At 76.7% G+C, this 21,579-nt stretch carries 20 protein-coding genes; 6 read left to right on the top strand and 14 right to left on the bottom strand.

The window, feature by feature from the left end:
- Nucleotides 1-2,217 carry a penicillin acylase family protein gene (locus tag RSE42_RS09715; protein WP_415298797.1) on the top strand — a complete coding sequence of 739 codons (2,217 nt, stop codon included), beginning with the start codon at nt 1-3 and terminating at the stop codon, nt 2,215-2,217.
- Nucleotides 2,214-2,849: a GNAT family N-acetyltransferase gene (locus RSE42_RS09710; RefSeq protein WP_415298795.1), complete on the top strand. Its 636-nt coding sequence runs from the start codon at nt 2,214-2,216 to the stop codon at nt 2,847-2,849. Before RSE42_RS09715 ends, RSE42_RS09710 begins: the two co-directional genes overlap by 4 nt.
- A 45-nt stretch (nt 2,850-2,894) precedes the next feature.
- Here the strand turns inward: RSE42_RS09710 and RSE42_RS09705 are convergent, their stop codons facing one another.
- The 5 genes from RSE42_RS09705 to RSE42_RS09685 form a co-directional block, all read right to left on the bottom strand.
- Nucleotides 2,895-3,401, bottom strand: a complete 507-nt coding sequence (locus tag RSE42_RS09705; RefSeq protein WP_415298793.1) for a hypothetical protein — start codon at nt 3,399-3,401, stop codon at nt 2,895-2,897.
- Nucleotides 3,402-3,455: 54 nt separating this feature from the next.
- On the bottom strand, nt 3,456-3,818 hold the full coding sequence (locus RSE42_RS09700) for an ACT domain-containing protein (protein ID WP_034652603.1): 363 nt from the start codon (nt 3,816-3,818) through the stop codon (nt 3,456-3,458).
- 101 nt (nt 3,819-3,919) lie between these two features.
- Complete coding sequence (locus tag RSE42_RS09695; RefSeq protein ID WP_415298791.1) at nt 3,920-5,050, bottom strand: NAD(P)/FAD-dependent oxidoreductase; 1,131 nt, start codon at nt 5,048-5,050, stop codon at nt 3,920-3,922.
- Complete coding sequence (locus RSE42_RS09690) at nt 5,047-5,598, bottom strand: isoprenylcysteine carboxyl methyltransferase family protein (protein WP_061268437.1); 552 nt, start codon at nt 5,596-5,598, stop codon at nt 5,047-5,049. Before RSE42_RS09690 ends, RSE42_RS09695 begins: the two co-directional genes overlap by 4 nt.
- Complete coding sequence (locus RSE42_RS09685; protein WP_415298789.1) at nt 5,595-6,773, bottom strand: type III polyketide synthase; 1,179 nt, start codon at nt 6,771-6,773, stop codon at nt 5,595-5,597. The genes RSE42_RS09690 and RSE42_RS09685 overlap by 4 nt, the downstream gene beginning before the upstream one ends.
- Nucleotides 6,774-6,881: 108 nt before the next feature.
- Between RSE42_RS09685 and RSE42_RS09680 the strand changes: the two genes are divergently transcribed.
- Nucleotides 6,882-7,736, top strand: coding sequence for a UbiA family prenyltransferase (locus tag RSE42_RS09680; RefSeq protein ID WP_415298787.1), 855 nt, complete (start codon nt 6,882-6,884; stop codon nt 7,734-7,736).
- A 6-nt stretch (nt 7,737-7,742) separates the two neighbouring features.
- Here the strand turns inward: RSE42_RS09680 and RSE42_RS09675 are convergent, their stop codons facing one another.
- Nucleotides 7,743-8,684 carry a LysR family transcriptional regulator gene (locus RSE42_RS09675; RefSeq protein ID WP_415298786.1) on the bottom strand — a complete coding sequence of 314 codons (942 nt, stop codon included), beginning with the start codon at nt 8,682-8,684 and terminating at the stop codon, nt 7,743-7,745.
- Nucleotides 8,685-8,778: 94 nt separating this feature from the next.
- Between RSE42_RS09675 and RSE42_RS09670 the strand changes: the two genes are divergently transcribed.
- A complete protein-coding gene (locus RSE42_RS09670) occupies nt 8,779-9,759 on the top strand; it encodes a threonine ammonia-lyase (protein WP_415298784.1) in 981 nt (326 codons plus the stop codon).
- Between the two features lie 74 nt (nt 9,760-9,833).
- Nucleotides 9,834-10,454, top strand: coding sequence for an L-threonylcarbamoyladenylate synthase (locus RSE42_RS09665; protein ID WP_043654953.1), 621 nt, complete (start codon nt 9,834-9,836; stop codon nt 10,452-10,454).
- 60 nt (nt 10,455-10,514) lie between these two features.
- On the opposite strand, the gene RSE42_RS09660 is transcribed toward RSE42_RS09665, so the two are convergent.
- Nucleotides 10,515-12,056: a lipase maturation factor family protein gene (locus RSE42_RS09660; protein WP_051028170.1), complete on the bottom strand. Its 1,542-nt coding sequence runs from the start codon at nt 12,054-12,056 to the stop codon at nt 10,515-10,517.
- 92 nt (nt 12,057-12,148) lie between these two features.
- Here RSE42_RS09660 and RSE42_RS09655 point away from each other — a divergent pair, with 92 nt between their 5' ends.
- Complete coding sequence (locus RSE42_RS09655) at nt 12,149-13,570, top strand: UTP--glucose-1-phosphate uridylyltransferase (protein ID WP_043654956.1); 1,422 nt, start codon at nt 12,149-12,151, stop codon at nt 13,568-13,570.
- A gap of 387 nt (nt 13,571-13,957) precedes the next feature.
- Here the strand turns inward: RSE42_RS09655 and RSE42_RS09650 are convergent, their stop codons facing one another.
- The 7 genes from RSE42_RS09650 to RSE42_RS09620 all read right to left on the bottom strand — a co-directional run bounded on the left by RSE42_RS09650 (nt 13,958) and on the right by RSE42_RS09620 (nt 20,933).
- Nucleotides 13,958-14,614, bottom strand: a complete 657-nt coding sequence (locus RSE42_RS09650; RefSeq protein ID WP_415298783.1) for an IMPACT family protein — start codon at nt 14,612-14,614, stop codon at nt 13,958-13,960.
- Between the two features lie 71 nt (nt 14,615-14,685).
- A complete protein-coding gene (argG, locus tag RSE42_RS09645; RefSeq protein ID WP_043654962.1) occupies nt 14,686-16,131 on the bottom strand; it encodes an argininosuccinate synthase in 1,446 nt (481 codons plus the stop codon).
- A 749-nt stretch (nt 16,132-16,880) separates the two neighbouring features.
- Complete coding sequence (locus RSE42_RS09640; RefSeq protein WP_415298781.1) at nt 16,881-17,369, bottom strand: VOC family protein; 489 nt, start codon at nt 17,367-17,369, stop codon at nt 16,881-16,883.
- A 170-nt stretch (nt 17,370-17,539) separates the two neighbouring features.
- A complete protein-coding gene (locus RSE42_RS09635; protein WP_043654965.1) occupies nt 17,540-18,118 on the bottom strand; it encodes a Dps family protein in 579 nt (192 codons plus the stop codon).
- 111 nt (nt 18,119-18,229) lie between these two features.
- Nucleotides 18,230-18,784, bottom strand: a complete 555-nt coding sequence (locus tag RSE42_RS09630) for a hypothetical protein (protein WP_415298779.1) — start codon at nt 18,782-18,784, stop codon at nt 18,230-18,232.
- Nucleotides 18,781-20,109, bottom strand: coding sequence for a DUF58 domain-containing protein (locus tag RSE42_RS09625; RefSeq protein WP_415298777.1), 1,329 nt, complete (start codon nt 20,107-20,109; stop codon nt 18,781-18,783). The genes RSE42_RS09630 and RSE42_RS09625 overlap by 4 nt, the downstream gene beginning before the upstream one ends.
- Nucleotides 20,106-20,933: an AAA family ATPase gene (locus tag RSE42_RS09620; protein ID WP_415298775.1), complete on the bottom strand. Its 828-nt coding sequence runs from the start codon at nt 20,931-20,933 to the stop codon at nt 20,106-20,108. The genes RSE42_RS09625 and RSE42_RS09620 overlap by 4 nt, the downstream gene beginning before the upstream one ends.
- Nucleotides 20,934-21,579 lie beyond the last annotated feature (646 nt).

The raw sequence follows: 21,579 nt of genomic DNA, 5'->3' as shown, positions 1-21,579 counted from the left end.
GTGGCGGCGAACCCGGGCGGGTTCTCCGTGCACCGCGACGCGTGGGGCGTCCCGCACGTGCGCGCCGCCGACGAGCTCGCGCTCGCGCGCGGGCAGGGGTACGTCACCGCGCTCGACCGCGGCTGGCAGATCGAGGTCGACCGGTGGCGCGCCGAGGGGCGGCTCGCCGAGCGCCTGGGCGAGCCGGGCCTCGCGTGGGACCGGTTCGCCCACCGCGTCCGTCTCGCCGACACCGCGCGTCGCGCCTACGCGGCGCTCGCGGACGACGACCGTGCTTGGGTCGACGCGTACACCGCGGGCGTGAACGACGGTCTCGAGCGCGGGCGCGACGTGCCCGAGATGCACGCCCTCGCCGACGCGGCCTGGCCCGGAGGGGGCGACCTGCCGCCGCACGAGCCGTGGCCCGCGTGGGCGCCCCTCGGCGTCTTCCTCGTCGCGCACGTCCTGTTCTCCGGCTTCCCGCACGTGCTGTGGCGCGACCACGTCGCGCGCACGCTCGGGGCCGAGGTCGCGCGCTCCCGGCCCGACGTTCCCCTCACCACGGTGCTCGACCTGCTCGCCGTCGACGGCGGCCCCGGCTCGGGGTCGAACGCGTGGGCGCTCGCGGGCGCCCGCACGCGCGGCGGGGCGCCGCTGCTCGCGGGCGACCCGCACCGTCTCCTGGAGCTGCCGGGCGTCTACCAGCAGGTGCGCCTGGCGTGCGACGCGTACGACGTCGTCGGCCTCGCCTTCCCCGGTGTCCCGGGGGCCCCGCACTTCGGGCACGCAGGCGGGGCGGCGTGGGGCGTGACGAACGCGATGGCGCACCACGTGGACGTCGTCGCGGAGCGGCTGCACCGCACCGCGGACGGCGGTGTCGTCGCGGAAGGGCCGGACGGTCCGGAGCCGGCGGACGTCGTCCACGCCACGGTCCGCGTGCGCGCGGCCGGCGGCCCGGTCGAGCACCGCGTGGAGACGATCGAGACGGCGCGTGGGGTGGTCGTCACGGGCGGCCCCGACGACCCGGGCCGGACGTTCGCGGTGCGTCTGCCCGCTCGCGTGGACGCCGACCTCGGGGTCGCCGCGTGGCGACGGCTCCTGCGGGCCGGGTCGGCGCGCGACGTCACGGACGCGTTCGCGACGTGGGTCGACCCGGTCGACCGCGTGCTGGCGGCGGACCGCGCGACCGTGCTGTCGGTGACGGCGGGGCGCGCGCCCCGCCGTGACCCGGCCGAGCGCGCGCTGCCCCTGCCGGGGTGGGCCGACGCCGGACGCGCCCGCCCGTGGGTCGTGCCGCCCCCGCCCGTGGTCGTCGACGACGTCGCGGTCGACGCGAACGAGCGGCCCGCGCGGCTCGACCTCGACCTGGGCCGCACGTATGCCCCGCCGCACCGCGCTCGCCGGATCCGGGCGCTCCTTGCGACCGCGGGCGACGACGCGACCGCGGCGGACCAGTCGCGCGTCCACGCGGACACGCTGCTCGGCGGCGCGGACGACCTGCTCGGGTGGCTCGACCGCGACGCTCGCGCCCCGGGCGCGGCCGGGGCCGACGGCAGCACGACCGCGCGTCCCGACCCCGCGACGGTCCGCGCGGCGGCCCGGCTGCGCGCGTGGGACCGCCGCATGGACGCGGACAGCGCCGACGCGGCGCTCTTCGCGTCCTGGCGCGGCGCGCTCGTCGGCCGGGTTGCGGCGCACCCCGCGCTCGCGCCTCTGCACGCGCCCCACGGCCTCGACCCGGTCTTCGCGCCGTGGCTGTCGGTCACCGCGCGCGTCGCCGACGCGCTGCCCGCGCTCCTCGGCGCCGCGTGGCTCGGGATCGACGGCGCCGCGCTCGCGTGGGCCGCGCTCGCCGACGTCGTGCGGGCGCGGGACGACGAACCGGGCCCGGCGCCGGTGTGGGGCGACACCCACCGCGTGCTCGGGCTGCACGTGCTCCTCGACGTGCCGGGCGCGCCGGTCCCGCGCGTGCCGGACGTGCCGCTCGGGGGCGACACGGACACCGTGCGCTGCACCGCGAGCGTGCCGGGGGTCAGCGACGAGTGCGTGCGCGGGTCGGTCGCGCGCTGGGTGTGGGACCTCGCCGACCGGGACGCGAGCCGCTGGGGCGTGCCGTTCGGCGCGAGCGGCGACCCGCGCTCGCCCCACTTCGCCGACCGGCTCGCCGCCTGGGCCGACGCCGAGACCGTGCCCGTCGTGACCGACTGGGCCCTGCTGCGCCACGAGGAGACCCGATGACCACGACCGACCTGCCCGCCCCCGGCCGCCTGCGCACCGGCGCGCCCGGGGAGCTGCTCCTCGCGCACCACGCGCCGGGCGGAGGGCGCCTGACGCTGCGCGCCCTCGACCCGGACGCCGACCTCGACGTCCTGCACGCCTGGGTGACCCGGCCGTGGGCGCGGTTCTGGGGACTCGGGGACCTGTCCCGGACGGAGCTGCGCGACCTGTACGCCTACGTCGGCTCGCTGCCGACGCACCACGCGTTCCTCGTGTGGTGGGACGACGCCCCGGTCGCGCTCCTGCAGACCTACGAGCCGGAGCACGACCCGGTCGGCGAGGCGTACGCGGTGGCGCCGGGCGACGTCGGGCTGCACTTCCTGCTCGGCGGGCGCGGTCCGCGCGGGGCGGACCTGTGGGCCGCCGTCGGTCCGCTGGTCGTCGCGTTCTGCCTCGCCGACCCGCGGGTGGACCGGATCGTCGTCGAGCCGGACGCGGCGAACGAGCGGGCGCACGCCCGGATGCGGGCCCTCGGCTTCGAGGTGGCGGAGCGGGTGCGCGTGGGGGAGAAGGACGCGCTCCTCGCGTTCCTGCCGCGCGACCGCGCGCGCGACCTGCTCGACCGGGCGGAGAAGGCGGCGGCGCCGGGCTGACCGGCTGCGCCGCTGAGCGCGGTGGCGCGCCGGCCGGGCGTCGGGCTAGCCGCCGGTGAACGGGGCGATCGTCAGCGGAGTCCCGAGCGCCTCGCACGCGTCGCCGAGGTCTGCCTGGGCCTGCGACCACTCCGGGGAGCCCACGCCGGTCGACTCGGCGAACGTCCCGACCGCGACGGCCGGCGCGGCCGCCTGGAGGTCACCGACCGCCGTCTGCACGGCGCTGTCCCCGCCGGACGGCAGGCGGCCGAGCACGCGGGTGGCGAGCCTGTACCAGCCGTCCCGCTCCTGCTCCGCCATGCGGCCGTCGGCGAGGCCGAGGTCGGCGTTCTCCACGATCGTCATGACGTCGCTGAAGGCGACGCAGGTCGCGGCGTCGTCCGGGGCGCCGTCCTGCGCCGGGGCATCCGTGGCGGGCGACGGCGCAGCGCTGCTCGCCGCCTCCGGTTCCTCGGTCCCGTCCGCCGGGCCCGCACCGCCGGACCCGCACCCGACCAGGACCGCCGTGCTCAGCACCACGGCCGCTGCCGCCACCCACCCTCGCGCTCGCATCCGCGCATGCTACCGGTACGGGGACCGCGCACGACGACGGGCGGCGACCCGGGGTCACCGCGGAGCGGCGACCGCGTGACCGGCGTCGCGCAGCACCCGGGTGGCCTGCTCGAGCCGCACCTCCGGGACCAGCACGAGGTCCGCGTGGAACGTGGACGCGACGAACACCGGTACACCCGCCTCGCCCAGCGGCCCGACGACGGACGCGAGCACGCCCGACGTCTCCAGCCCGTGGGCCGAGCCGTAGAAGCCCGCCCACCGCTCGGCGTCGTCGAACGGGGACGCGTGCCGCACGACCGTCAGCCCTTCGGGGGCACGCACGAGCGCGACCCACTCGTCGTCCTCGGGGAACGTGGCGCCCGGCACGTGGCCGAGCAGGAAGCGGTCGGGGACGACGTGCAGGTCGAGCGAGGTCATGGCCGCACGGTAGCGGTGGGCGCCCACACCGGGGCGTGGAGACGGGCCGCTCGCCGGACGAGGGCGGCGGGCGGGTACCGCGACCGGCACGGAGCCGCCCGTCAGCGGGCCAGGCGCTCCACGACCGCCCCGTACAGCCACGGCGCGGCGCTCGCGGCGGGCACGATCGCGCGGCGGGCGGGGCTGCCCGCCCAGGCGAGCAGGCCGGAGGTGAGGACGCGGTAGTCGCGCGTGGCGCGGGACCAGGCGCGCTCGTACCCGGCCGGGTCGTCGAGGTGACGCACGGCGGCCTCGGCCTGGGCGAGCCCGACGCGCACGCCCTCGCCGGTGAGCGCGTCGACGTACCCGGACGCGTCGCCCACGAGGCGCACGTGCCCGGCGGTGCGGCGTCGGGCGCGCTGGCGCAGCGGCCCCGCGCCGCGGACGCGCCCGAGCACGGGGGCGTCGCGCACGCGGTCCGCGAGCTCGCCGAACGCGTCGAGACCGTGGTGCGCGTCCTGCGGTGTGCCGCGGGCGCCGTCGCGGTGGGTGAGGACGGCGACGCCGACGACGTCGGGCGCGACCGGGGTGACGTACGCCTCGGCGTGCGGTGCCCAGTGCACCTCGACGAGGTCGCTCCACGGGGCGAGCCGGTAGTGGGTGCGCAGGCCGAACCGGGCGCGCCCGTGCGGCGGGGCGTCGAGGCCGGTCAGACGGCGCACGGTGGAGTGCAGCCCGTCGCAGCCGAGCACGTGGGCGGCCCGCACGACATCGTCCGCGCCGCCGTCCGGTCCGGGTCCCTCCCCGGCGGGTGCTCGCGCCGCGCCGAGCACGACGTCGACCCCGCGGGCGTCCTGGCGCAGGGTCCGGAGCGTGGCGTGCTCGATCGTGACGCCCTCGGCGAGCGCGCGCTCGCGCAGGGCGGCGTGCAGCGCGGTGCGCCGGACGCCGCGGCCCGGGCCGGCGGCGAACGGGTGGTCGGCGTGGCGGGTGGCGTCGCGGTAGCTGATGCCGGCGAGCGGGTGGCCCGGCGGGTCGACGCCGAGGGCGAGGACCGCGGCGAGCGCGCCGGGGAGCAGCCCCTCGCCGCACGCCTTGTCGATGACGCCCGCGCGGCGGTCGACCACGAGGACGTCGTGCCCGGCGCGGCGGGCGTGCAGGGCGGCGGCGAGCCCGACGGGCCCGCCGCCGACGACCAGCACGTCGACGTCGCGGTCGGTCGTGCGGCGGTCGGTCGACCGGGGAGGGGTCACGGCACGGCCGGGTGCGCGGCGGCGCCGCCCGCGGTCGCGCGGGCGAGGGCGCGCTCCTCGGCGGGGATGCGGAAGCGGGCGAGCAGCACGGCGTTGAGCAGCGTGAACGCGACGGCCGTGATCCAGCATGAGTGCACGAGCGGCAGCGCGACGCCCTCGACCACGACGGCGACGTAGTTGGGGTGGCGCAGCCACCGGTAGGGGCCGCGTGCGACGAGCGGCAGGCCCGGCACGACGATGACGCGCGTGTTCCACCGCGGCCCGAGGGTCGCGATGCACCACCAGCGCAGGCCCTGGCTCGCGAGCACGAGGACGAGCATGGGCCAGCCGAGCCACGGCAGGAACGGGCGGTCGGCGAGCCACGCCTCGGCCACGCACGCGAGCAGCAGACCCGTGTGCAGGGCGACCATCGCGGGGAAGTGGCCGCGGCCGGACTCGACGCCGCCCCGGGCGAACGACCAGCGGGCGTTGCGGGCCGAGACGACGAGCTCGGCGAGCCGCTCGACGGCGGTGGCGCCGACGAGCACCACGTACCAGGCGAGGCTCATCCCTGGACCTCCTCGGCTCGCGCGACCGCGTGCTCGCCCGCGTGACCGGGCCCGTGCGCCCGGCGAGGGCCGCGGCCGTCGAGCCGCAGCAGGACGAGCTCGGTGCTCACCCCGGGCCCGAACGCCATGAGGACGGCCGGCGCGCCGGGCGGCACGTCCGTGCGGGCCAGGGTCGCGCCGAGCACGTGCAGCACCGACGCCGACGACAGGTTCCCCACGTCGCGCAGGGACGCCCGGCTGAGCGCGAGCTCCTCCTCGGCGAGTCCCAGGGTGTCGCGCACCGCGTCCAGGACGCGCGGGCCGCCCGCGTGCACGACCCACGCCCCGACGTCGCCCGGCTCGAGGTCGTGCTCGGCGAGCAGGGCCTTGACGTCGCCCAGCAGGTGCGCCCCGATGAGCTCGGGCAGACGTGCCGACAGCACGATCTCGAACCCCGTGTCGCCGACGCGCCACCCCAGGTCGCCCGTCGTGCCGGCGTGCAGGTGCGAGCGCGAGTCGACGATGCGCACGCCTCGGGCGCGCACGCCCGCGCCCGCCCGTCCGTACGGGCCCGGGCGGCGGGCGAGGCGGTGCTCGTCCCCGACGAGGACGGCCGCCCCCGCGCCGTCGCCGAACAGGCCCGACGCCACGATGTTCGCCGTCGACGGGTCGGTGCGCTGCAGCGTCAGGGAGCACAGCTCGACGGCGACGAGGAGCGCGACGTCCCGCGGGCGCCCCCGCAGCAGGTCGTCCGCCCGCGCCAGGCCCGCCGCGCCCCCGGCGCAGCCCCACCCGAACGACGGCGTGCGGCGCACGTCCGGTCGCAGGCCGAGCCGGGCCGCGACGAGCACGTCGAGCGTCGGCGCGCCCACGCCGGTGACGGTCGTGAGGACCACGTGGTCGACCTCGTCCGGGCGCAGACCCGCGTCGTCGAGCGCCGCGCGGCACGCCTGCTCCGCGAGGTCGGTCCCGAGCGCGAGGAAGGCGTCGTTGGCGGAGCCGAACGACAGCCCGCCGTAGTCCTCCAGGGGCAGCGCGAGATGACGGGTCTCGACGCCCGCGTGGGCGTGCAGCCGGCGCGTGAGCGCACGGCGCACCGGGTCGTCGGTGAGCAGCTCGCTCGTGACCCGGGAGATCTCGTCCTGGCGGTACGCATGCGCGGGAAGCGAGGTCCCGACGGCGACGACGCGCGACATGCCCGCATCGTCCCACCGGCCCGGTCCGCCCGCGCGGGGGGAGGGGTTGGCCGTGGCGACCGGCCCCGGCGTCGGGCGCGCGACCCGGCGGCGGGCTAGGTTGCCGCCATGGTGACCGGTCGCTCGCGAGGGCTCGTGCGCGGCCTCGTGGTCGCGAGCCACTTCCCGCCCACCGTGATGGTCACCGCGTTCGCCCTCGCGCTCTCCGCGGGCATCGGCGCCGGCGCCCGCACCACGACGCTCGTCGCGCTCGCCGTCCTCACCGGCCAGCTCTCCGTCGGCTGGTCCAACGACTGGCTCGACGCGCGCCGCGACGTCGCCGTCGGCCGCGCCGACAAGCCCGTGGTCACGGGCCTCGTCACGGCGGCCACCCTGCGCGCTGCGGCGCTCGTGGCGCTCGGCGCGTGCGTCGTGCTGTCCCTCGCGACCGGGCTGCTGCCCGGGGCGGTGCACGTCGTCGCCGTCGGGGTCGCGTGGTCGTACAACGCGCTGCTCAAGGCGACGTGGTGGTCCTGGGCCCCGTACGCCGTCTCCTTCGGGCTGCTCGCGGTGTTCGTCGTGCTGGCCGCCCCCGGAGCGGGCCGCCCCGCACCGTGGGCCGTCGCGGCCGCCGCGCTGCTCGGCGTCGGCGCGCACGTCGCGAACACGCTGCCCGACCTCGAGGACGACGCCGCCACGGGCGTGCGCGGCCTGCCGCACCGGCTCGGGCGCCGCGCGAGCTCCGTGCTCGCGCCCGTGCTGCTCGCCGCGGCGTCCGCGCTCGTCGTGCTCGCACCGCCCACGCCCCCCGGCCCCGTGACGTGGGCCCTGGGCGCCGTCGCCGTCGTGCTCGCCCTCGCCGCCGGCGCCGTCGGGGTCGTGCGCCCGCGCAGCCGCGCCCCGTTCGCGCTCTCCATGGCCGTCGCGGGCGTGTGCGTCGTGCTGCTCGTCCTCGCGGCGCCCGCCGTCGTCGTGCCCGCCTGACCGGCGTCAGCCCGCCGCGCGCACCAGACCCTCGACCACGGCCGCCGCACCCGGAGACGGACGCTCCCCGTACGTGACCGCGAGCACGCGCCGTGCTGCCCCCGGCAGCGCCTGCACCGTCACCCGCGGGTCCCGGTGCGCCCGCAGCGCCAGCGCAGGCAGCAGGGACACCCCCACGCCCGACGCCACGAGCGCCTGCACCGCGACGTAGTCGTCCGTCTCGAACGCGACGCGCGGCGTGAACCCCGCCCGCTCGCACCGCCCCACCAGGTCCGCCCGGCACCGCTCGCAGCCCGCGATCCACGCCGCGTCCGCGAGCGGAGCGAGGTCCACCGCCCCCTCCTCGGACGACGCCGCGGCCCCGTCCGTGGCGGAGCGCGTGCCGGGGTGCGTCCCCGGGTGCGGGCCTGGGTGCGGGCCGGCCCCCGCCTGCACGAGGAACAGCTCCTCCGCGAGCACCGGCACCGCGCGCAGCCCCTCCACGTCCACCGGCGACCGGTCGTGCTCGAACACCAGCGCCACGTCCACCGCACCGCGCCGCAACCCGTCCAGCGCCTCCGGCGGCTCCGCCTCCACCAGCCCCACGCCCAGCCCCGGGTGCTCGCGCGCGAGGCGACCCACGACGTCGGGCACCAGCGTCGCCAACGCCGACGGGAAGGCCGCCAGCCGCACCCGACCCGCCGACAACGACACCAGGGCGTCCAGCTCCTCGCGCGCCGCGCCCACGCGCCCCACGATCTCGTCCGCCCGCGCCGCGAGCAGCCGACCCGCCGCCGTCAGCCGCACACCCCGGCCGTGCCGCTCCGTCAGCGGCACCCCCACCTCCGCCTCCAGGCGCGCCAGATGATGGCTCACCGACGGCTGCGCATAGTGCAGCGCACGCGCCGCCCCCGTCACCGAGCCCTCGCGCGCCACCGCCGCCAGCACCCGCAACCGCGTCAGGTCCATGTCCACACCCTCCTGCGCGAAGCATAGATCCCGCCGATCGGTCCCCACAGAACAGGCATTGGACCGATGAGACGGCCCGCGGCACCGTGGACCCATGCCCCCCGCAGACCTCGCCCCGCCCACCCTGCGCGACGTCCTCGACGCCCGCCGCCTCCTCGCCACCCACCTCCAGCCCACCCCCACCCGCACCTACCCCGCGCTCGACCGCGCCACCGGCACCCACGTCGTCGTCAAGCACGAGAACCACCAGCCCACCGGAGCCTTCAAGGTCCGCGGCGCCCTCAACCTGCTCCTGCGCCTCACCCCCGACGAGCGCACCCACGGCGTCACCGCCTTCTCCACCGGCAACCACGCCCAGGCCGTCGCCCACGCCGCCCGTACCACCGCCACCCCCTGCACCATCGTCATGCCCACCCACCCCAACCCCACCAAGGCCGACGCCGTCCGCGACCTCGGCGCCCGCCTCGTCCTCACCGGCACCACCTTCGACGACGCGCGCGAGCACGCCACGGCGCTCGCGGCCGAGGACGGGTCCCGCCTCGTCAGCGCGGCGAACGAGCCGCTCCTCGTCGCCGGGGTGGCGACGGCGTACCTCGAGCTCCTCGCCGACGCGCCGGACCTCGACGTGCTCGTCGTGCCCGTGGGCGGGGGGAGCGGCGCGGCCGCGGCCTGCCTCGTCGCCCAGGCGCTCGCCCCCGGGCTCGAGGTCGTCGCCGTGCAGTCGGCCGCGTCGCCCGCCGCGCACGACTCCTGGCGCGCGCGCGACCTCGTCGCCCGGCCCAACACCTCGCGCGCCGAGGGCCTCGCGACCGGCACCGGCTTCGCGCTCACCCAGGCCGTCCTGCGCGAGCACCTCGACGACTTCGTCCTCGTCGACGACGACACGATCGACCGCGCCGCCGCGCTCTACCTCACCGCGGCGCGGACCGTCGCCGAGGGCGCGGGCGCCGCCGCCCTCGCCGCCGTCCTCGCCGACCCCGACCGGTTCGCCGGGCGCCGCGTCGGCGTCGTCTGCTCGGGCGGGAACGCGAGCCCGGCGGAGCTGCGCCGCGTCTCCGCGCACCTGCCCCGGTAGCCGCCTCGGGGACGGGGCGCGCGACGACGGCGGTCCCGGCGGCCGGACCGCGGCCCCGGGCCTAGGCTCGCCCCATGGCCCGCTACCTCGACGTGCACCCCGACAACCCGCAGCCGCGCGCGATCGCGCAGGTCGTCGCCCTCCTCGAGGACGGCGGCCTCGTGGCCTACCCGACCGACTCCGGCTACGCGCTCGGCTGCCGCATGGACGACCGCGAGGGTGCCGACCGCATCCGCCGCATCCGCCACCTCGACGACCGGCACCACTTCACGCTCGTGTGCGCCGACTTCGCCCAGCTCGGCCACTTCGTCATGGTCGACAACGCGGCGTTCCGGTCGATCAAGGCGGCCACCCCGGGCCCGTACACCTTCATCCTGCGCGCGACGTCCGAGGTCCCGCGCCGCCTCGCGCACCCCAAGAAGAAGACCGTGGGCGTCCGCATCCCCGGGGACACCGTCGCCCAGGCCATCGTCGCCGCGCTCGGGGAGCCGATCCTGTCGAGCTCGCTCATCCTCCCCGGCTCGACCGAGGCGCTCACCGACGGCTGGGCGATCAAGGAGGAGCTCGACCACGTCGTCGACGCGGTCGTGGACGGCGGCGAGCGGGGCAGCGAGCCGACGACGGTCGTCGACTTCTCCGACGGCGCCCCCGAGGTCGTGCGCGTCGGCGCGGGCGACCCGTCCCGCTTCGAGTAGGACACTGCCGGGCCGTCGTCGCGGCCACCCCGGACGGGATCGGCCGCGCCCGCCGGCCGCTCAGGCCCGCGGGCCCAGGAGCAGCCGCAGCCGCTCGCGGTCCACCGGGTCGACGAGCGCCCCGCGCTCCTCGCGCACCCACCAGTCGCCGGTGCGTCGCCGCTCGGCGCGCGTCGTGTACCGGTAACGGAAGACGCGGGCCCGCACCCACCGCGGGGCGGGGCCGTCGGGGTCGTCGGCGAACGGGTCCGCCGCGAGCAGGCGCAGGGTCGGGCGGTCGGCCTCCAGGAGCCGGAGCAGCAGCACCTCGAACCACCGCGTGCCGGGCGACCCGAGCGCGAGGAACCACATCTGCCAGTCCAGCCGCAGGTGGTAGGGCGCGACCTGCGGCGGGCGGCGCCCCACGTCGCCCGGCTTGCCGCGGAACGCGTACTCGACCCAGTCGTCGGGACCGGGGGAGCGGGCCGTCGTCCCCTCCACGACCACCTCGTCGCGACGCCGCGAGACCGAGCCGAACGCGCCGTACGCGTTGACGAGCCGGAACGGCTCGAAGCTCGCGTTCATGAGCTGCCGACGCGCGACGAGGTTGCGCGCCGGGCGCACGCCGAGGACGAGCAGGAGCACCGACACCGCGAGCACCGCCACGACCAGGGCGACCGGGCCGCCCAGGGCGGCGCCGCCGTCGGGCACCGGATCTTCGCCGCGCCCGAGCGCGGGTACGAGCCACGATCCGACCGCGGCCCACGCGCCGTCGCTCACGACGCCGAGCCCGAGCACGATCGTCAGCCAGTTCAGCCACGCGAAGTTGCCCGTCACGAGCAGCCACGCCTGCGTGAGCACCACGACCCCGCCCGCGACGCTCGCGACCGGCTGCGGCGCGAAGAGCGCGAAGGGCACGACGAGCTGCGTCACGTGGTTGCCCGCCACCTCGACGCGGTGCCACCACCGCGGCAGGTGGTGCGCGTGCCACGAGAACGGGCCGGGGAGGGGCTGCGTCTCGTGGTGGTACTCCAGGGCCGTGAGGTCCCGCCACGCGCGGTCCCCGCGGAGCTTGATGAGTCCCGCGCCGAGCTCGACCCGGAACAGGCACCAGCGGGCGAGGAGCAGCACGAGCAGCGGGGGAGGGGCGCCCTCGCCGGACGAGCCCAGCCACCCCACGAGGAACGTCACCTCGCACAGCAGCGACTCCCAGCCGAACCCGTAGAACCGCTGCCCGACGTTCACCACCGACAGGTAGACGGCCCACAGCACGAGGAAGGCGAGCGTCGTCAGCCACCACGGCCCGCGCTGCGGGACCCCCACGACGAGGAGCGCCGCCAGTCCTGCCGCGCCCCACGCGAGCGCGATGACGAACCGGTCCGAGCACCGCCACCGGAGCACGCTCGGGGCGTCGCGCCACGTCGTGCGCGCCACGAACGTCGCGGCGGGCAGCAGCCCACGCTCGCCCAGCAGCGGGCGCCACTGCCGCACGACGACGAGGAACGCGACGACGAGGATCGCCGCCGTGCCGCGCTGCAGCACCTCGCGCGCGACGTCGTAGCCGGGCGCCCAGAACCACGACCCGAGCCAGGTCGCCACGTCGTCGGGCAGGACGTCCGCCATCTGCCCACGGTAGGGCTGTGAGCCCTGTCTCACCCGCGGTCCGGCCGTCCCCGCGCCGGGCCACGACCGCGTCGCGCCCCTACCATCGGGGCATGAGCAGCCAGGGCCTGAGCCAGTCCACCGACCGCATGCGCGACGCGGGCGTCGCGCCCGCCGCCATCGACGTCTTCGCCCGCTTCTACCGGCTCCTCGAGTCCGGCGCGACCGGCATGATCCCGGAGGCCGACGTCGAGCCGCTCACCGACGTCACGCACCGCGACGAGCTCGAGGTGCCCGAGGACGCCGCCCGCGAGGCGCTGCGCCGCACGGCGGTCATCAAGCTCAACGGCGGGCTCGGCACGTCGATGGGCATGGACCGCGCCAAGTCGCTCCTCACGGTGCGCGACGCCGACCCCCAGCACCCCGACGGCGGGCCGCTGACCTTCCTCGACGTCATCGTCGCGCAGGTGCGCGCCGCGCGGCGCGCGACCGGGGCGCCGCTGCCGCTGCTGCTCATGAACTCGTTCCGCACGCAGGCCGACACGCTCGCCGCGCTCGCCCCGCACGACGACCTCGCCGTCGGCGACCTCCCGCTCGACTTCCTGCAGAACCGCGAGCCCAAGATCCTCGCGAGCGACCTCACGCCCGTCGACTGGCCCGCCGACCCGGAGCTGGAGTGGTGCCCGCCCGGCCACGGCGACCTGTACACCGCCCTCTACGCGTCCGGCGCGCTGCGCGCCCTGCTCGACGCCGGGTACCGCTACGCGAGCGTCTCGAACTCCGACAACCTCGGCGCCGCGCCCGACGCCGCGATGGCCGGCTGGTTCGCCGCGAGCGGGGCGCCGTTCGCCGCCGAGGTCGCGCGCCGCACGCCCGCGGACCGCAAGGGCGGCCACCTCGTCGTGCGCCGCAGCGACGGGCGCCTCGTCCTGCGCGAGACGGCGCAGACCCCGGCCGAGGACCAGGACGCCGCCGCCGACATCAGCCGGCACCGGTACTTCAACACCAACAACCTGTGGTTCGACCTCGAGGCGCTGTCGGCCGAGCTCGACCGCACCGGCGGGGTGCTCGAGCTCCCGCTCATCAAGAACACCAAGACCGTCGACCCGACCGACCCGTCGTCGCCCGAGGTCGTGCAGATCGAGTCCGCCATGGGGGCCGCGGTCGAGGTGTTCGACGGCGCCGTCGCGATCGAGGTGGGCCGCGACCGGTTCCTGCCGGTGAAGACGACGAACGACCTCCTCGTGCTCCGCTCGGACGTCTATGACCTCGACGACGCGTACCGGTTCGTCGCGCGCACCGACGCGCCGTTCGTGGACCTCGACCCGGCCCACTACAAGACCATCGCCGCGTTCGACGCCCGGTTCGACGACGGCACCCCGTCCCTGCGCGCGGCCCGCTCGCTCACGGTGCGCGGGGACTGGACCTTCGGCTCCGGCGTGACCGTCACCGGCGAGGCCGAGCTCGCGGACCCGGGCGGCTCCGCCCGCGTCCCCGACGGCGCCGTCGTCGGCCCGGACGGCGTCAGCGCCTGACGCCGAGGTAGAGGTAGAGCCCCGGTCCGCCGGGGTAGAGGCCCGGTCGGCCGAGGTAGAGGCGTGGTCAGCCGGGGCAGAGGCGTGGTCAGCCGAGGTAGAGGCCCGGCCGGTCGGGCACTGCACGCGCCGGGCGGGTGCGCTGCCCTCGCCTCGGCTCTCGGCCCGACGGCGGTGCCGCCCCGGCTTGTCGTGGTCGCCTGCGCCGACGGGTCGAGCGAGCAATCGTCGGTCTGCGAGCAGATCGGCTTCGCGCGACGATGGCTCTCCTTCGCGTGACCGGGCCTCTACCTCGCGCGACTACGGCTCTATCTCCCTGGACTACGGCTCTACCTCGGCCGACCACGGGTCTACCTCGCGGTGTGCGGGGTTCCTGCGCGGGCGCGGTCAGGCAGGGACGTCGACGACGCGGCTTTCGCCCCGGCGCGCGACGAGGGCGCCGGACGACGCGGCGGCGAGGTCGGCGTCGAACCGGTCGAGCTCGGCCGGGGGGACGAGGACGGTGAACGCGGCCGTCGTGCCGTAGTCGACGCCCTCGAGCGTGCCGTGGTGGTGGTCGCACCAGTCGCGCAGGACGCCGTGGAGCCGCCCGGCGTCGGCGTGCGGGACGTCGAGGTGCACCGCGGTGAGCACGGCGCGGCGGACGGGTCGCGCGAGGTCGAGCGCCTCGCTCACCGCGCTCGAGTAGGCGCGCACGAGGCCGCCCGCGCCGAGCAGGACCCCGCCGAAGTACCGCGTGACGACGGCGACGACGTCGGTCACGTGCCGGTGCCGCAGCACCTCGAGCATGGGGATGCCCGCGGTGCCGGAGGGCTCGCCGTCGTCGGTGGAGCGCTGCTGGTCGGCGTGCGGGCCGACGACGAGCGCGACGCAGTGGTGGCGCGCGTCCCAGTACTCCTTGCGCACGCGCGCGACGACGGCGTCGGCCGCGGCGACGGACGGGACGGGGGAGAGGTGCGCGAGGAAGCGGGACTTCTTGACGACCAGCTCGTGGTCGACGGGTCCGGCGATCGTCCCCCACAGCTCCCCGGTGCCCGCGCTCACCCTGCGAGCCTAGCCGCGACGGCGCCCGGGTCGGTCGTCGACCCGGGCGCCGTCGGTGGGCGTCGTGGCGGTCAGTCCGTGCCGGACTCCATCGCGGCGCGGTCGAGGAGCGCGTCGTCGCCCTCGGCCATGCCGCGCGACGCGATGACCTCGGCGCCGCCCTCGGGCATCGCGCCGATGAGCTCGGTGGAGGCCTGCACGGCCCCGATGAGCGCGGCGTGCGTGGTGCCGACGATCCCGATGCCGGCGTACTGCTCGAGCTTGGCCCGCGAGTCGGCGATGTCGAGGTTGCGCATGGTGAGCTGGCCGATCCGGTCCATCGGGCCGAACGCGGAGTCCTCGGTGCGCTCCATCGACAGCTTGTCCGGGTGGTAGCTGAACGCGGGCCCGGTGGTGTCGAGGATCGAGTAGTCCTCGCCGCGGCGCAGGCGCAGCGTGACCTCGCCGGTGACGGCGGTGCTGACCCAGCGCCGCAGCGACTCGCGGATCATGAGCGCCTGCGGGTCGAGCCACCGGCCCTCGTACATGAGGCGGCCGAGGCGGCGACCCTCGGTGTGGTACTGCGCGAGGGTGTCCTCGTTGTGGATCGCGTTGACCAGGCGCTCGTACGCGGCGTGCAGGAGCGCCATGCCGGGGGCCTCGTAGATGCCGCGGCTCTTGGCCTCGATGATGCGGTTCTCGATCTGGTCGGACATGCCGAGCCCGTGGCGGCCGCCGATCGCGTTGGCCTCCTGGACCAGCGCGACGGCCGACTCGAACTCCTCCCCGTTGATCGTCACCGGACGGCCCTGGACGAAGCCGATCGTCACGTCCTCGGTCGCGATCTCGACCGCGGGGTCCCAGAACCGCACGCCCATGATCGGGTCGACGGTCTCGATGCCCGTGTCGAGGTGCTCGAGCGTCTTCGCCTCGTGCGTCGCGCCCCAGATGTTCGCGTCCGTGGAGTACGCCTTCTCGGTGCTGTCCCGGTACGGCAGGTCGTGGGCCAGCAGCCACTCCGACATCTCCTTGCGCCCGCCGAGCTCCGCGACGAAGTCCGCGTCGAGCCACGGCTTGTAGATGCGCAGGTGCGGGTTGGCGAGCAGCCCGTAGCGGTAGAACCGCTCGATGTCGTTGCCCTTGAAGGTCGACCCGTCGCCCCAGATCTGGACGTCGTCCTCCTGCATCGCGCGGACGAGGAGCGTGCCCGTGACCGCGCGGCCCAGGGGAGTGGTGTTGAAGTACGCGCGTCCGCCGGAGCGGATGTGGAACGCGCCGCACGCGAGCGCGGCCAGACCCTCCTCGACGAGCGCGGCGCGGCAGTCCACGAGGCGCGCGATCTCGGCGCCGTAGGCGGTCGCACGACCGGGCACGGAGCCGATGTCGGGCTCGTCGTACTGGCCGATGTCGGCGGTGTAGGTGCACGGCACCGCGCCCTTGTCGCGCATCCACGCGACGGCGACGGACGTGTCGAGGCCCCCGGAGAACGCGATCCCGACGCGCTCTCCCACGGGCAGGGAGGTGAGAACCTTGGACATGGGCACGAGTATGCAGCATTCTGCATACGTATTCAATTCGGTGGTCAGGGAGCCGCGGCGGTCCTGGCGGCGACACGCCCGCCAGTCGCTCTCTACACAAAAAGTGTGCCAAGCGGTAGGGTTCACCCATGCCCGACGACGCGACGTCACCCACCGGCCCGGACGCGGCGGGCAGCACGACCGCCGACACCAGCATCAGCGCCGCGTCCCGCTACCCGCGCCCCACCGTCACGCTCGACGAGGCCGAGTGGGTGTGGCGCCTGCTGGCGACGGAGGCGATGGTCGAGGCCGCGAAGCCGGAGACCGTGCGCCTCGCGGTGATCGCCGGCCTCACGCGCGCCACGGGCGCGCGCTACGGCGACCTGCTGCGCTGCACGGTCGACGCGATCGACCTCGGCCCGGCGACGGAGCGCGCGGGGGAGGGGAGGGTCGTGCTCACGCACGGCAAGCACCGCACGGTGCGCGAGCACGTGCTGAGCGCGAGCGTCGTCGTCGTGCTGCGTCGCTGGATGGCGGTGCGGGAGGTGCTCGCGGCGGACCTCGAGGGGTCGGTGCCGCGCGCGCTGCTGCTCACGGTCCACCACACGCACGACAACGGCGTCACGGTGTCCAGCGGCCTGCCCATCACGAAGCAGGGCCTCGTGCTGTCGTGGCGGCGGTTCGTCCACCGCACGAACGCGCGCTACGGGGCCGTGCGGGCGCCGCTCCCGACGCGCTTCGAGCAGGTCCGGCGGGCGTGGGTCGAGGCGTCAGCCCCGGTGGGGAGCGGGATCGTCGCCGGACCCGGTCTCGGCGACGACGCCGGGCGGGACGCCCTCCTTGCCGCCGAGCTCCTGGAACAGCGTGAGGTGGAGGCCGGCGGGGGCGTCGAGGCGTGAGTTGAGCGACCCCCAGGGCGTGCGCGTCGGCGGGGCGACGAGCGACGCCCCGGCGGCGACGGCCCGGTCGGTCGCGCCCCCGGCGTCGTCCACCTCGAGCGCGACGCGGAGGTGCCCCGCGACGCGACGCCCGACCTCCAGGTCGTCGATCGCCCGCACGTGCCCGGGGGAGGCGATCTCGAGCGTCGCGCGCCCGACGTCGAGGATCGCCACCCGGTCGTCCTCGCCGTCCGCGTAGGCGATCTGCTGGGGGAGACCCAGGACGTCGCGGTAGAACGCGAGGGCGGCGTCATAGTCCTCCGCCTCGACGACGAGCCGGAGCTGGCGGACGGGCGGCGGTGCGGCGTGCGGATCGGTCATGCCGCGACCTTACGCTTCTCTGGAAATAAATAGTGTGCCAAGCACATCAACACCACCCGCACCCCACGCGAACACCTCACCCACAAGCCCAGAAAAGCGAGGGCCCCGCCACGACTCGCGTGGCGGGGCCCGGTCGCCGTCGGGGCGACGGCGGTGGAGGGGGAGCGGGGTCAGGGCTGACCGGCCGCCGCCTCCTCGGCCTTGCGCGCGGCGCCGGCCTCGGTGCGCGCACCCTCGGTGGAGAGGTCGCCGCCCGTCGACTCGAGGTGCGCGCGGACGAACCAGTGGAAGAGCTCGAGGTCGTGCAGGTGCCCGATGAGCAGGTCGTTGGTGACGTCGTCGAGCTCCTCGGTCGCGGCCGCTGCCTCGCGGTGGTCCGTGATGACGCCGACGTACACCTCGTCGAGGGCGCCGAGGTGCGCGATCGTCGAGGCGCGGCCCAGGGAGTAGTCCTCCCAGGTGCGGGCGGCGACGAGCGCGCCGGGCGTGCCCTGCGGGGAGACGCCGAGGGTCGCGATGCGCTCGGCGGTCGCGTCGACCATCGCGCGGACGGCGTCGACCTGGGGGTCGATCATCTCGTGGACCGCGATGAAGTGCGGGCCGACGACGTTCCAGTGGATGTGCTTGAGCGTGAGCTGCAGGTCGTTGAGCGCGTGCAGCCGCTCCTGGAGGATCCCGGCGACCTGGGCCCCTTCCTCAGGGGTGAGCGACGGGACCGTGTACTTCGGCAGGTCGGAACGAGCAGCCATGGGTTGCCTCCTCGGGGTCGGTGACGCGCGCCGGGACGGCGGCGGGACGACGGCGCGGGTGCCGTCTGCGTCCATCGTGGTGCCGGGGCGCGGTCCTCGCAGGACGAGTGCTCAGTCCCGCGGCCGCACGAGCAGGACGACGCCGAGCACGGCGAGGCCACCGAGCGCCGCCGCGACCGCGGACGAGACGTCGGCCAGCGCGACCGACCGCACGGCGAGCGCGACGACGAGCAGCGCGGCCTGGAGCACGACGACGCGGCGCAGGTCGGGTGCGAGGGCGCGCAGCTCGGCGCGCGCTCCGGGCGGCACGTGGTCGCTCCACCACGCGGTGCGGAGCACGAGGTGCCCGAGCGGGAGGAGGGCGAGGACGGCGGGGTCGAAGGGCGCGGTGCCGTCCACGAGGAGCACGACGCCGCCGACGAGGACGAGGAGGTGGGGTACGGGCGGGGCGGGGAGGTGCGCGGTGAGGACACCGAGGCCGACGGCGACGCCCCACACGAAGGACGGGGCGAGCCCGGTCGTCTGGAGGGCGGCGGCCCCGAACCCGGTCGCGAGGAGGAGCAGGGCGGCGCGCGCCGTCCACGCGGGGAACGTGGGGCCCGTCTCGACGACGAGCCGGGGCGGCGGCCCGGCGGTGACGGTCTCGCGGCGTGCGGGCATCCTCATGGCCGACCGCCCGGGGTCGCGCCCGCGGGGTGCCGGTCGAGGCGTCGTGCGGCGAGCTCGAGCGCGCCGCGGGCGCCGTCGGCGTCGGGGGTGCCGTCGTACCAGCGGACGACGGTGACGCCCCGGCGGCGCAGCTCGTGGATGCGGGCCTCGCGCTCGTGGCGGGTGATGCGCCAGGCGACGGCGACGTGCTCGTCGACGTCGGCGACGCTGACGGGCGGGAGGACGTCGACGACGACGACCACGTGGCCCGTGTCGTGCCACTGGTGGGCGAGGCGGGGCGCCTCGTCGTCGAGGAGGGTGGAGAAGAGGTAGACGGCGGCGCCGGCCGGGACCTGGGGCGGTCGGTGGCGCGCGGTGGGGTCGCCGACGGGCCGGGCCAGGGCGAGCCCGTGGAGGATGCGGCGCAGGTGGCGCCGTCCGCCGCCGGGGCGGACGGGCGGGGCGAGGCGACCGAGGTCGTCCAGGGCGACGCGGTCGCCGTCGGCGAGGACGGCGTGCGCGACGGACGCGGCGGCGTGCCGCGCCAGGTCGAGGGACGTGGGCTCGTCGGGGCGCTGCTCGCCGACGCCGTTCCAGGTGGCGAGGTCGGGGGCGACGTCGTCCCGGGAGTCGACGACGAGGACGACGGTGGCCTCGGCCGTGCCGTAGGTGCGGCGGACGTACAGGGTGTCGAGGTCGGGTGCGCGGCGGGCCGTGGCGCGCCAGTCGATGCGGCGCAGACGGTCACCGGGGCGGTACGCGTCGACGTCGCGGAGCTCGGTGCCGTCTCCGGGCCGGCGGGAGGTGCGCGGACCGGAGAGCCCGCGCAGGCGGGAGGACAGGGGCGTGCGGCCGAGCGGCGTGGCGCGGGGCAGCACGAGGCGCCGCGGCCCGGCGGCGACGTGCGGAGGCTGCTCCTCGACGCCGTCGGGCCCGTAGGCGGCGAGGTCGACGCGCAGGGTGTCGGTCGGGCCGGTGCGGACCGACGGGGCGTGCCAGGCGAGGTCGCGCGAGCCACGCGTGACGAGGCCGCCGGGGGCGACGCCGCGCAGGCGCAGCAGCTCGACGCCCGGAGGGACGTGGGCGTGCGTGCGCGCGGTGACGGTGCCGGGAGCGGCGGCGGGGTCGAGGGTGACGCGGAGCGTGACGGGCCCTCGCGGCCGGTGGGTCCAGCCCCAGGCCGCGGCGAGGAGGGGCGCGACGCCGAGGAGCGCCACGTCGGGTCGGCGCACGAGGACGCCGAGCGCGAGGAGCGTGGTGCCGAGGAGGACGCCGGCCCCGAGGTGGACGGTGGTGCGCCACGGCGGCGGCGCGTCGGGGTCCGGCGTCCCGGGGCCGGTCATGCGGCCCGGCCGACGGTGGCGGGTCCGGGGACGGTGCGCAGGAGGTCGTCGACGAGCGCCTCGGGGCGCAGGTCGGCGGCCCAGGCACCGGGCGTGAGGGTGAGGCGGTGCGCGAGGACGGGGACGGCGACGCGCTTGACGTCCTCGGGGAGCACGACGTCGCGCCCGTCGAGCACGGCGACGCCGCGCGCGAGGAGCGCGAGGTTCTGGGAGCCGCGGGGCGACGCGCCGACCTCGAGGTCGCGGTGGGTGCGGGTCGCGGCGGCGAGGTCGACGCAGTAGGCGAGGACGTCGGGGTGGACGTCGACCTGCTCGACGGCGGCCTGCATGGCGAGGACGGTGTCGCGGTCGACGACCTGGCGCACGACGGGGTCGTCGTGCCGGCGTGCGATGCGGCGGGCGAGGACCTCGCGCTCCTCGTCGCGGCCCGGGTACCCGACGGACAGCCGGACCATGAAGCGGTCGAGCTGGGCCTCCGGGAGCGGGTAGGTGCCCTCGTGCTCGACGGGGTTCGACGTCGCGACGACGTGGAAGGGCCGGGGCAGCGGGTAGGTGGTGCCCTCGACGGTGACCTGGCGCTCGGCCATGGACTCGAGCAGCGCGGACTGGGTCTTGGGCGCGGTGCGGTTGATCTCGTCGGCGAGCAGGAGCCCGGTGAACACGGGCCCGGGCCGGAACTCGAAGGTCCGGGTTCCGGGGTCGTACACGGAGGAGCCGGTGACGTCCGAGGGCAGCAGGTCGGGCGTGCACTGCAGGCGCGTGAAGTCGAGACCGAGGGCGCGCACGAGGCTGCGTGCGGCGAGGGTCTTGCCGAGCCCCGGCACGTCCTCGAACAGGACGTGGCCCCCGGCGAGGACGGCCGCGAGCGCCAGGGTGAGGGGTTCGCGGGCTCCGACGACGGCGGTGGCGACCTCGTGGAGGACGGCGTGGCCGTGCGCGGCGACGGTGGGGACGTCGAGGGTCGCGGGCGGCGTGGTGTCGCGGTGGGGGGCATCGGGGTGTCCCTTCGTCGGGGCGGTCCGGGGTGGTGGGGAGGCGGTCGAGGGCGGTGAGCCAGGCGCGCAGCTCGGCGGGGGTGGGGAGGCGTCCGGTGGTGGTGAGGTCGTGGGTGGTGCGGGCGACGCGGGGGCCGAGGAGGCGGGCGATGTCGGGTGCTGCCGTGGGGTCGTGGAGGGGTCCGGTGCCGTGGCGGTGGAGGGTCTGGTCGGTGAGGTGGCGCATGCGGCGTGCTGCGGAGGGGGTGACGCGTCCGTCGCGTCCGAGGACGGACCAGCCGAGGTCGGAGACGTCGCGTCGGTTGCCGTCGCGTCGGAGGGTGGGGAGGTGGGGCCAGACGGTGTCGCCGGCATAACCGGTGCGGTGTCGGAGCAGGGTGGCGGCGATGCCGAGGGCGGTGAGGGTGAGGGTGTGGGCGGGGGAGGCGCCGAGGGTGGTGAGGAGGATGCCGAGCCCGACGACGGTGGCGGCGGT

This window comes from Cellulosimicrobium sp. SJTW-1 (assembly GCF_047716875.1).
GTDB lineage: Bacteria > Actinomycetota > Actinomycetes > Actinomycetales > Cellulomonadaceae > Cellulosimicrobium > Cellulosimicrobium funkei.
This window is presented reverse-complemented; position numbering and strand designations above follow the sequence as displayed.

Bases quoted from the DNA above. Each gene is read 5' to 3' on its own strand.
- RSE42_RS09710 (WP_415298795.1), top strand. From the start codon at position 2,214: ATGACCACGACCGACCTGCCCGCCCCCGGCCGCCTGCGCACCGGCGCG.
- RSE42_RS09705 (WP_415298793.1), bottom strand. From the start codon at position 3,401: ATGCGAGCGCGAGGGTGGGTGGCGGCAGCGGCCGTGGTGCTGAGCACG.
- RSE42_RS09700 (WP_034652603.1), bottom strand. From the start codon at position 3,818: ATGACCTCGCTCGACCTGCACGTCGTCCCCGACCGCTTCCTGCTCGGC.
- RSE42_RS09690 (WP_061268437.1), bottom strand. From the start codon at position 5,598: ATGAGCCTCGCCTGGTACGTGGTGCTCGTCGGCGCCACCGCCGTCGAG.
- RSE42_RS09685 (WP_415298789.1), bottom strand. From the start codon at position 6,773: ATGTCGCGCGTCGTCGCCGTCGGGACCTCGCTTCCCGCGCATGCGTAC.
- RSE42_RS09680 (WP_415298787.1), top strand. From the start codon at position 6,882: ATGGTGACCGGTCGCTCGCGAGGGCTCGTGCGCGGCCTCGTGGTCGCG.
- RSE42_RS09675 (WP_415298786.1), bottom strand. From the start codon at position 8,684: ATGGACCTGACGCGGTTGCGGGTGCTGGCGGCGGTGGCGCGCGAGGGC.
- RSE42_RS09670 (WP_415298784.1), top strand. From the start codon at position 8,779: ATGCCCCCCGCAGACCTCGCCCCGCCCACCCTGCGCGACGTCCTCGAC.
- RSE42_RS09665 (WP_043654953.1), top strand. From the start codon at position 9,834: ATGGCCCGCTACCTCGACGTGCACCCCGACAACCCGCAGCCGCGCGCG.
- RSE42_RS09660 (WP_051028170.1), bottom strand. From the start codon at position 12,056: ATGGCGGACGTCCTGCCCGACGACGTGGCGACCTGGCTCGGGTCGTGG.
- RSE42_RS09655 (WP_043654956.1), top strand. From the start codon at position 12,149: ATGAGCAGCCAGGGCCTGAGCCAGTCCACCGACCGCATGCGCGACGCG.
- argG (WP_043654962.1), bottom strand. From the start codon at position 16,131: ATGTCCAAGGTTCTCACCTCCCTGCCCGTGGGAGAGCGCGTCGGGATC.
- RSE42_RS09640 (WP_415298781.1), bottom strand. From the start codon at position 17,369: ATGACCGATCCGCACGCCGCACCGCCGCCCGTCCGCCAGCTCCGGCTC.
- RSE42_RS09635 (WP_043654965.1), bottom strand. From the start codon at position 18,118: ATGGCTGCTCGTTCCGACCTGCCGAAGTACACGGTCCCGTCGCTCACC.
- RSE42_RS09630 (WP_415298779.1), bottom strand. From the start codon at position 18,784: ATGAGGATGCCCGCACGCCGCGAGACCGTCACCGCCGGGCCGCCGCCC.
- RSE42_RS09625 (WP_415298777.1), bottom strand. From the start codon at position 20,109: ATGACCGGCCCCGGGACGCCGGACCCCGACGCGCCGCCGCCGTGGCGC.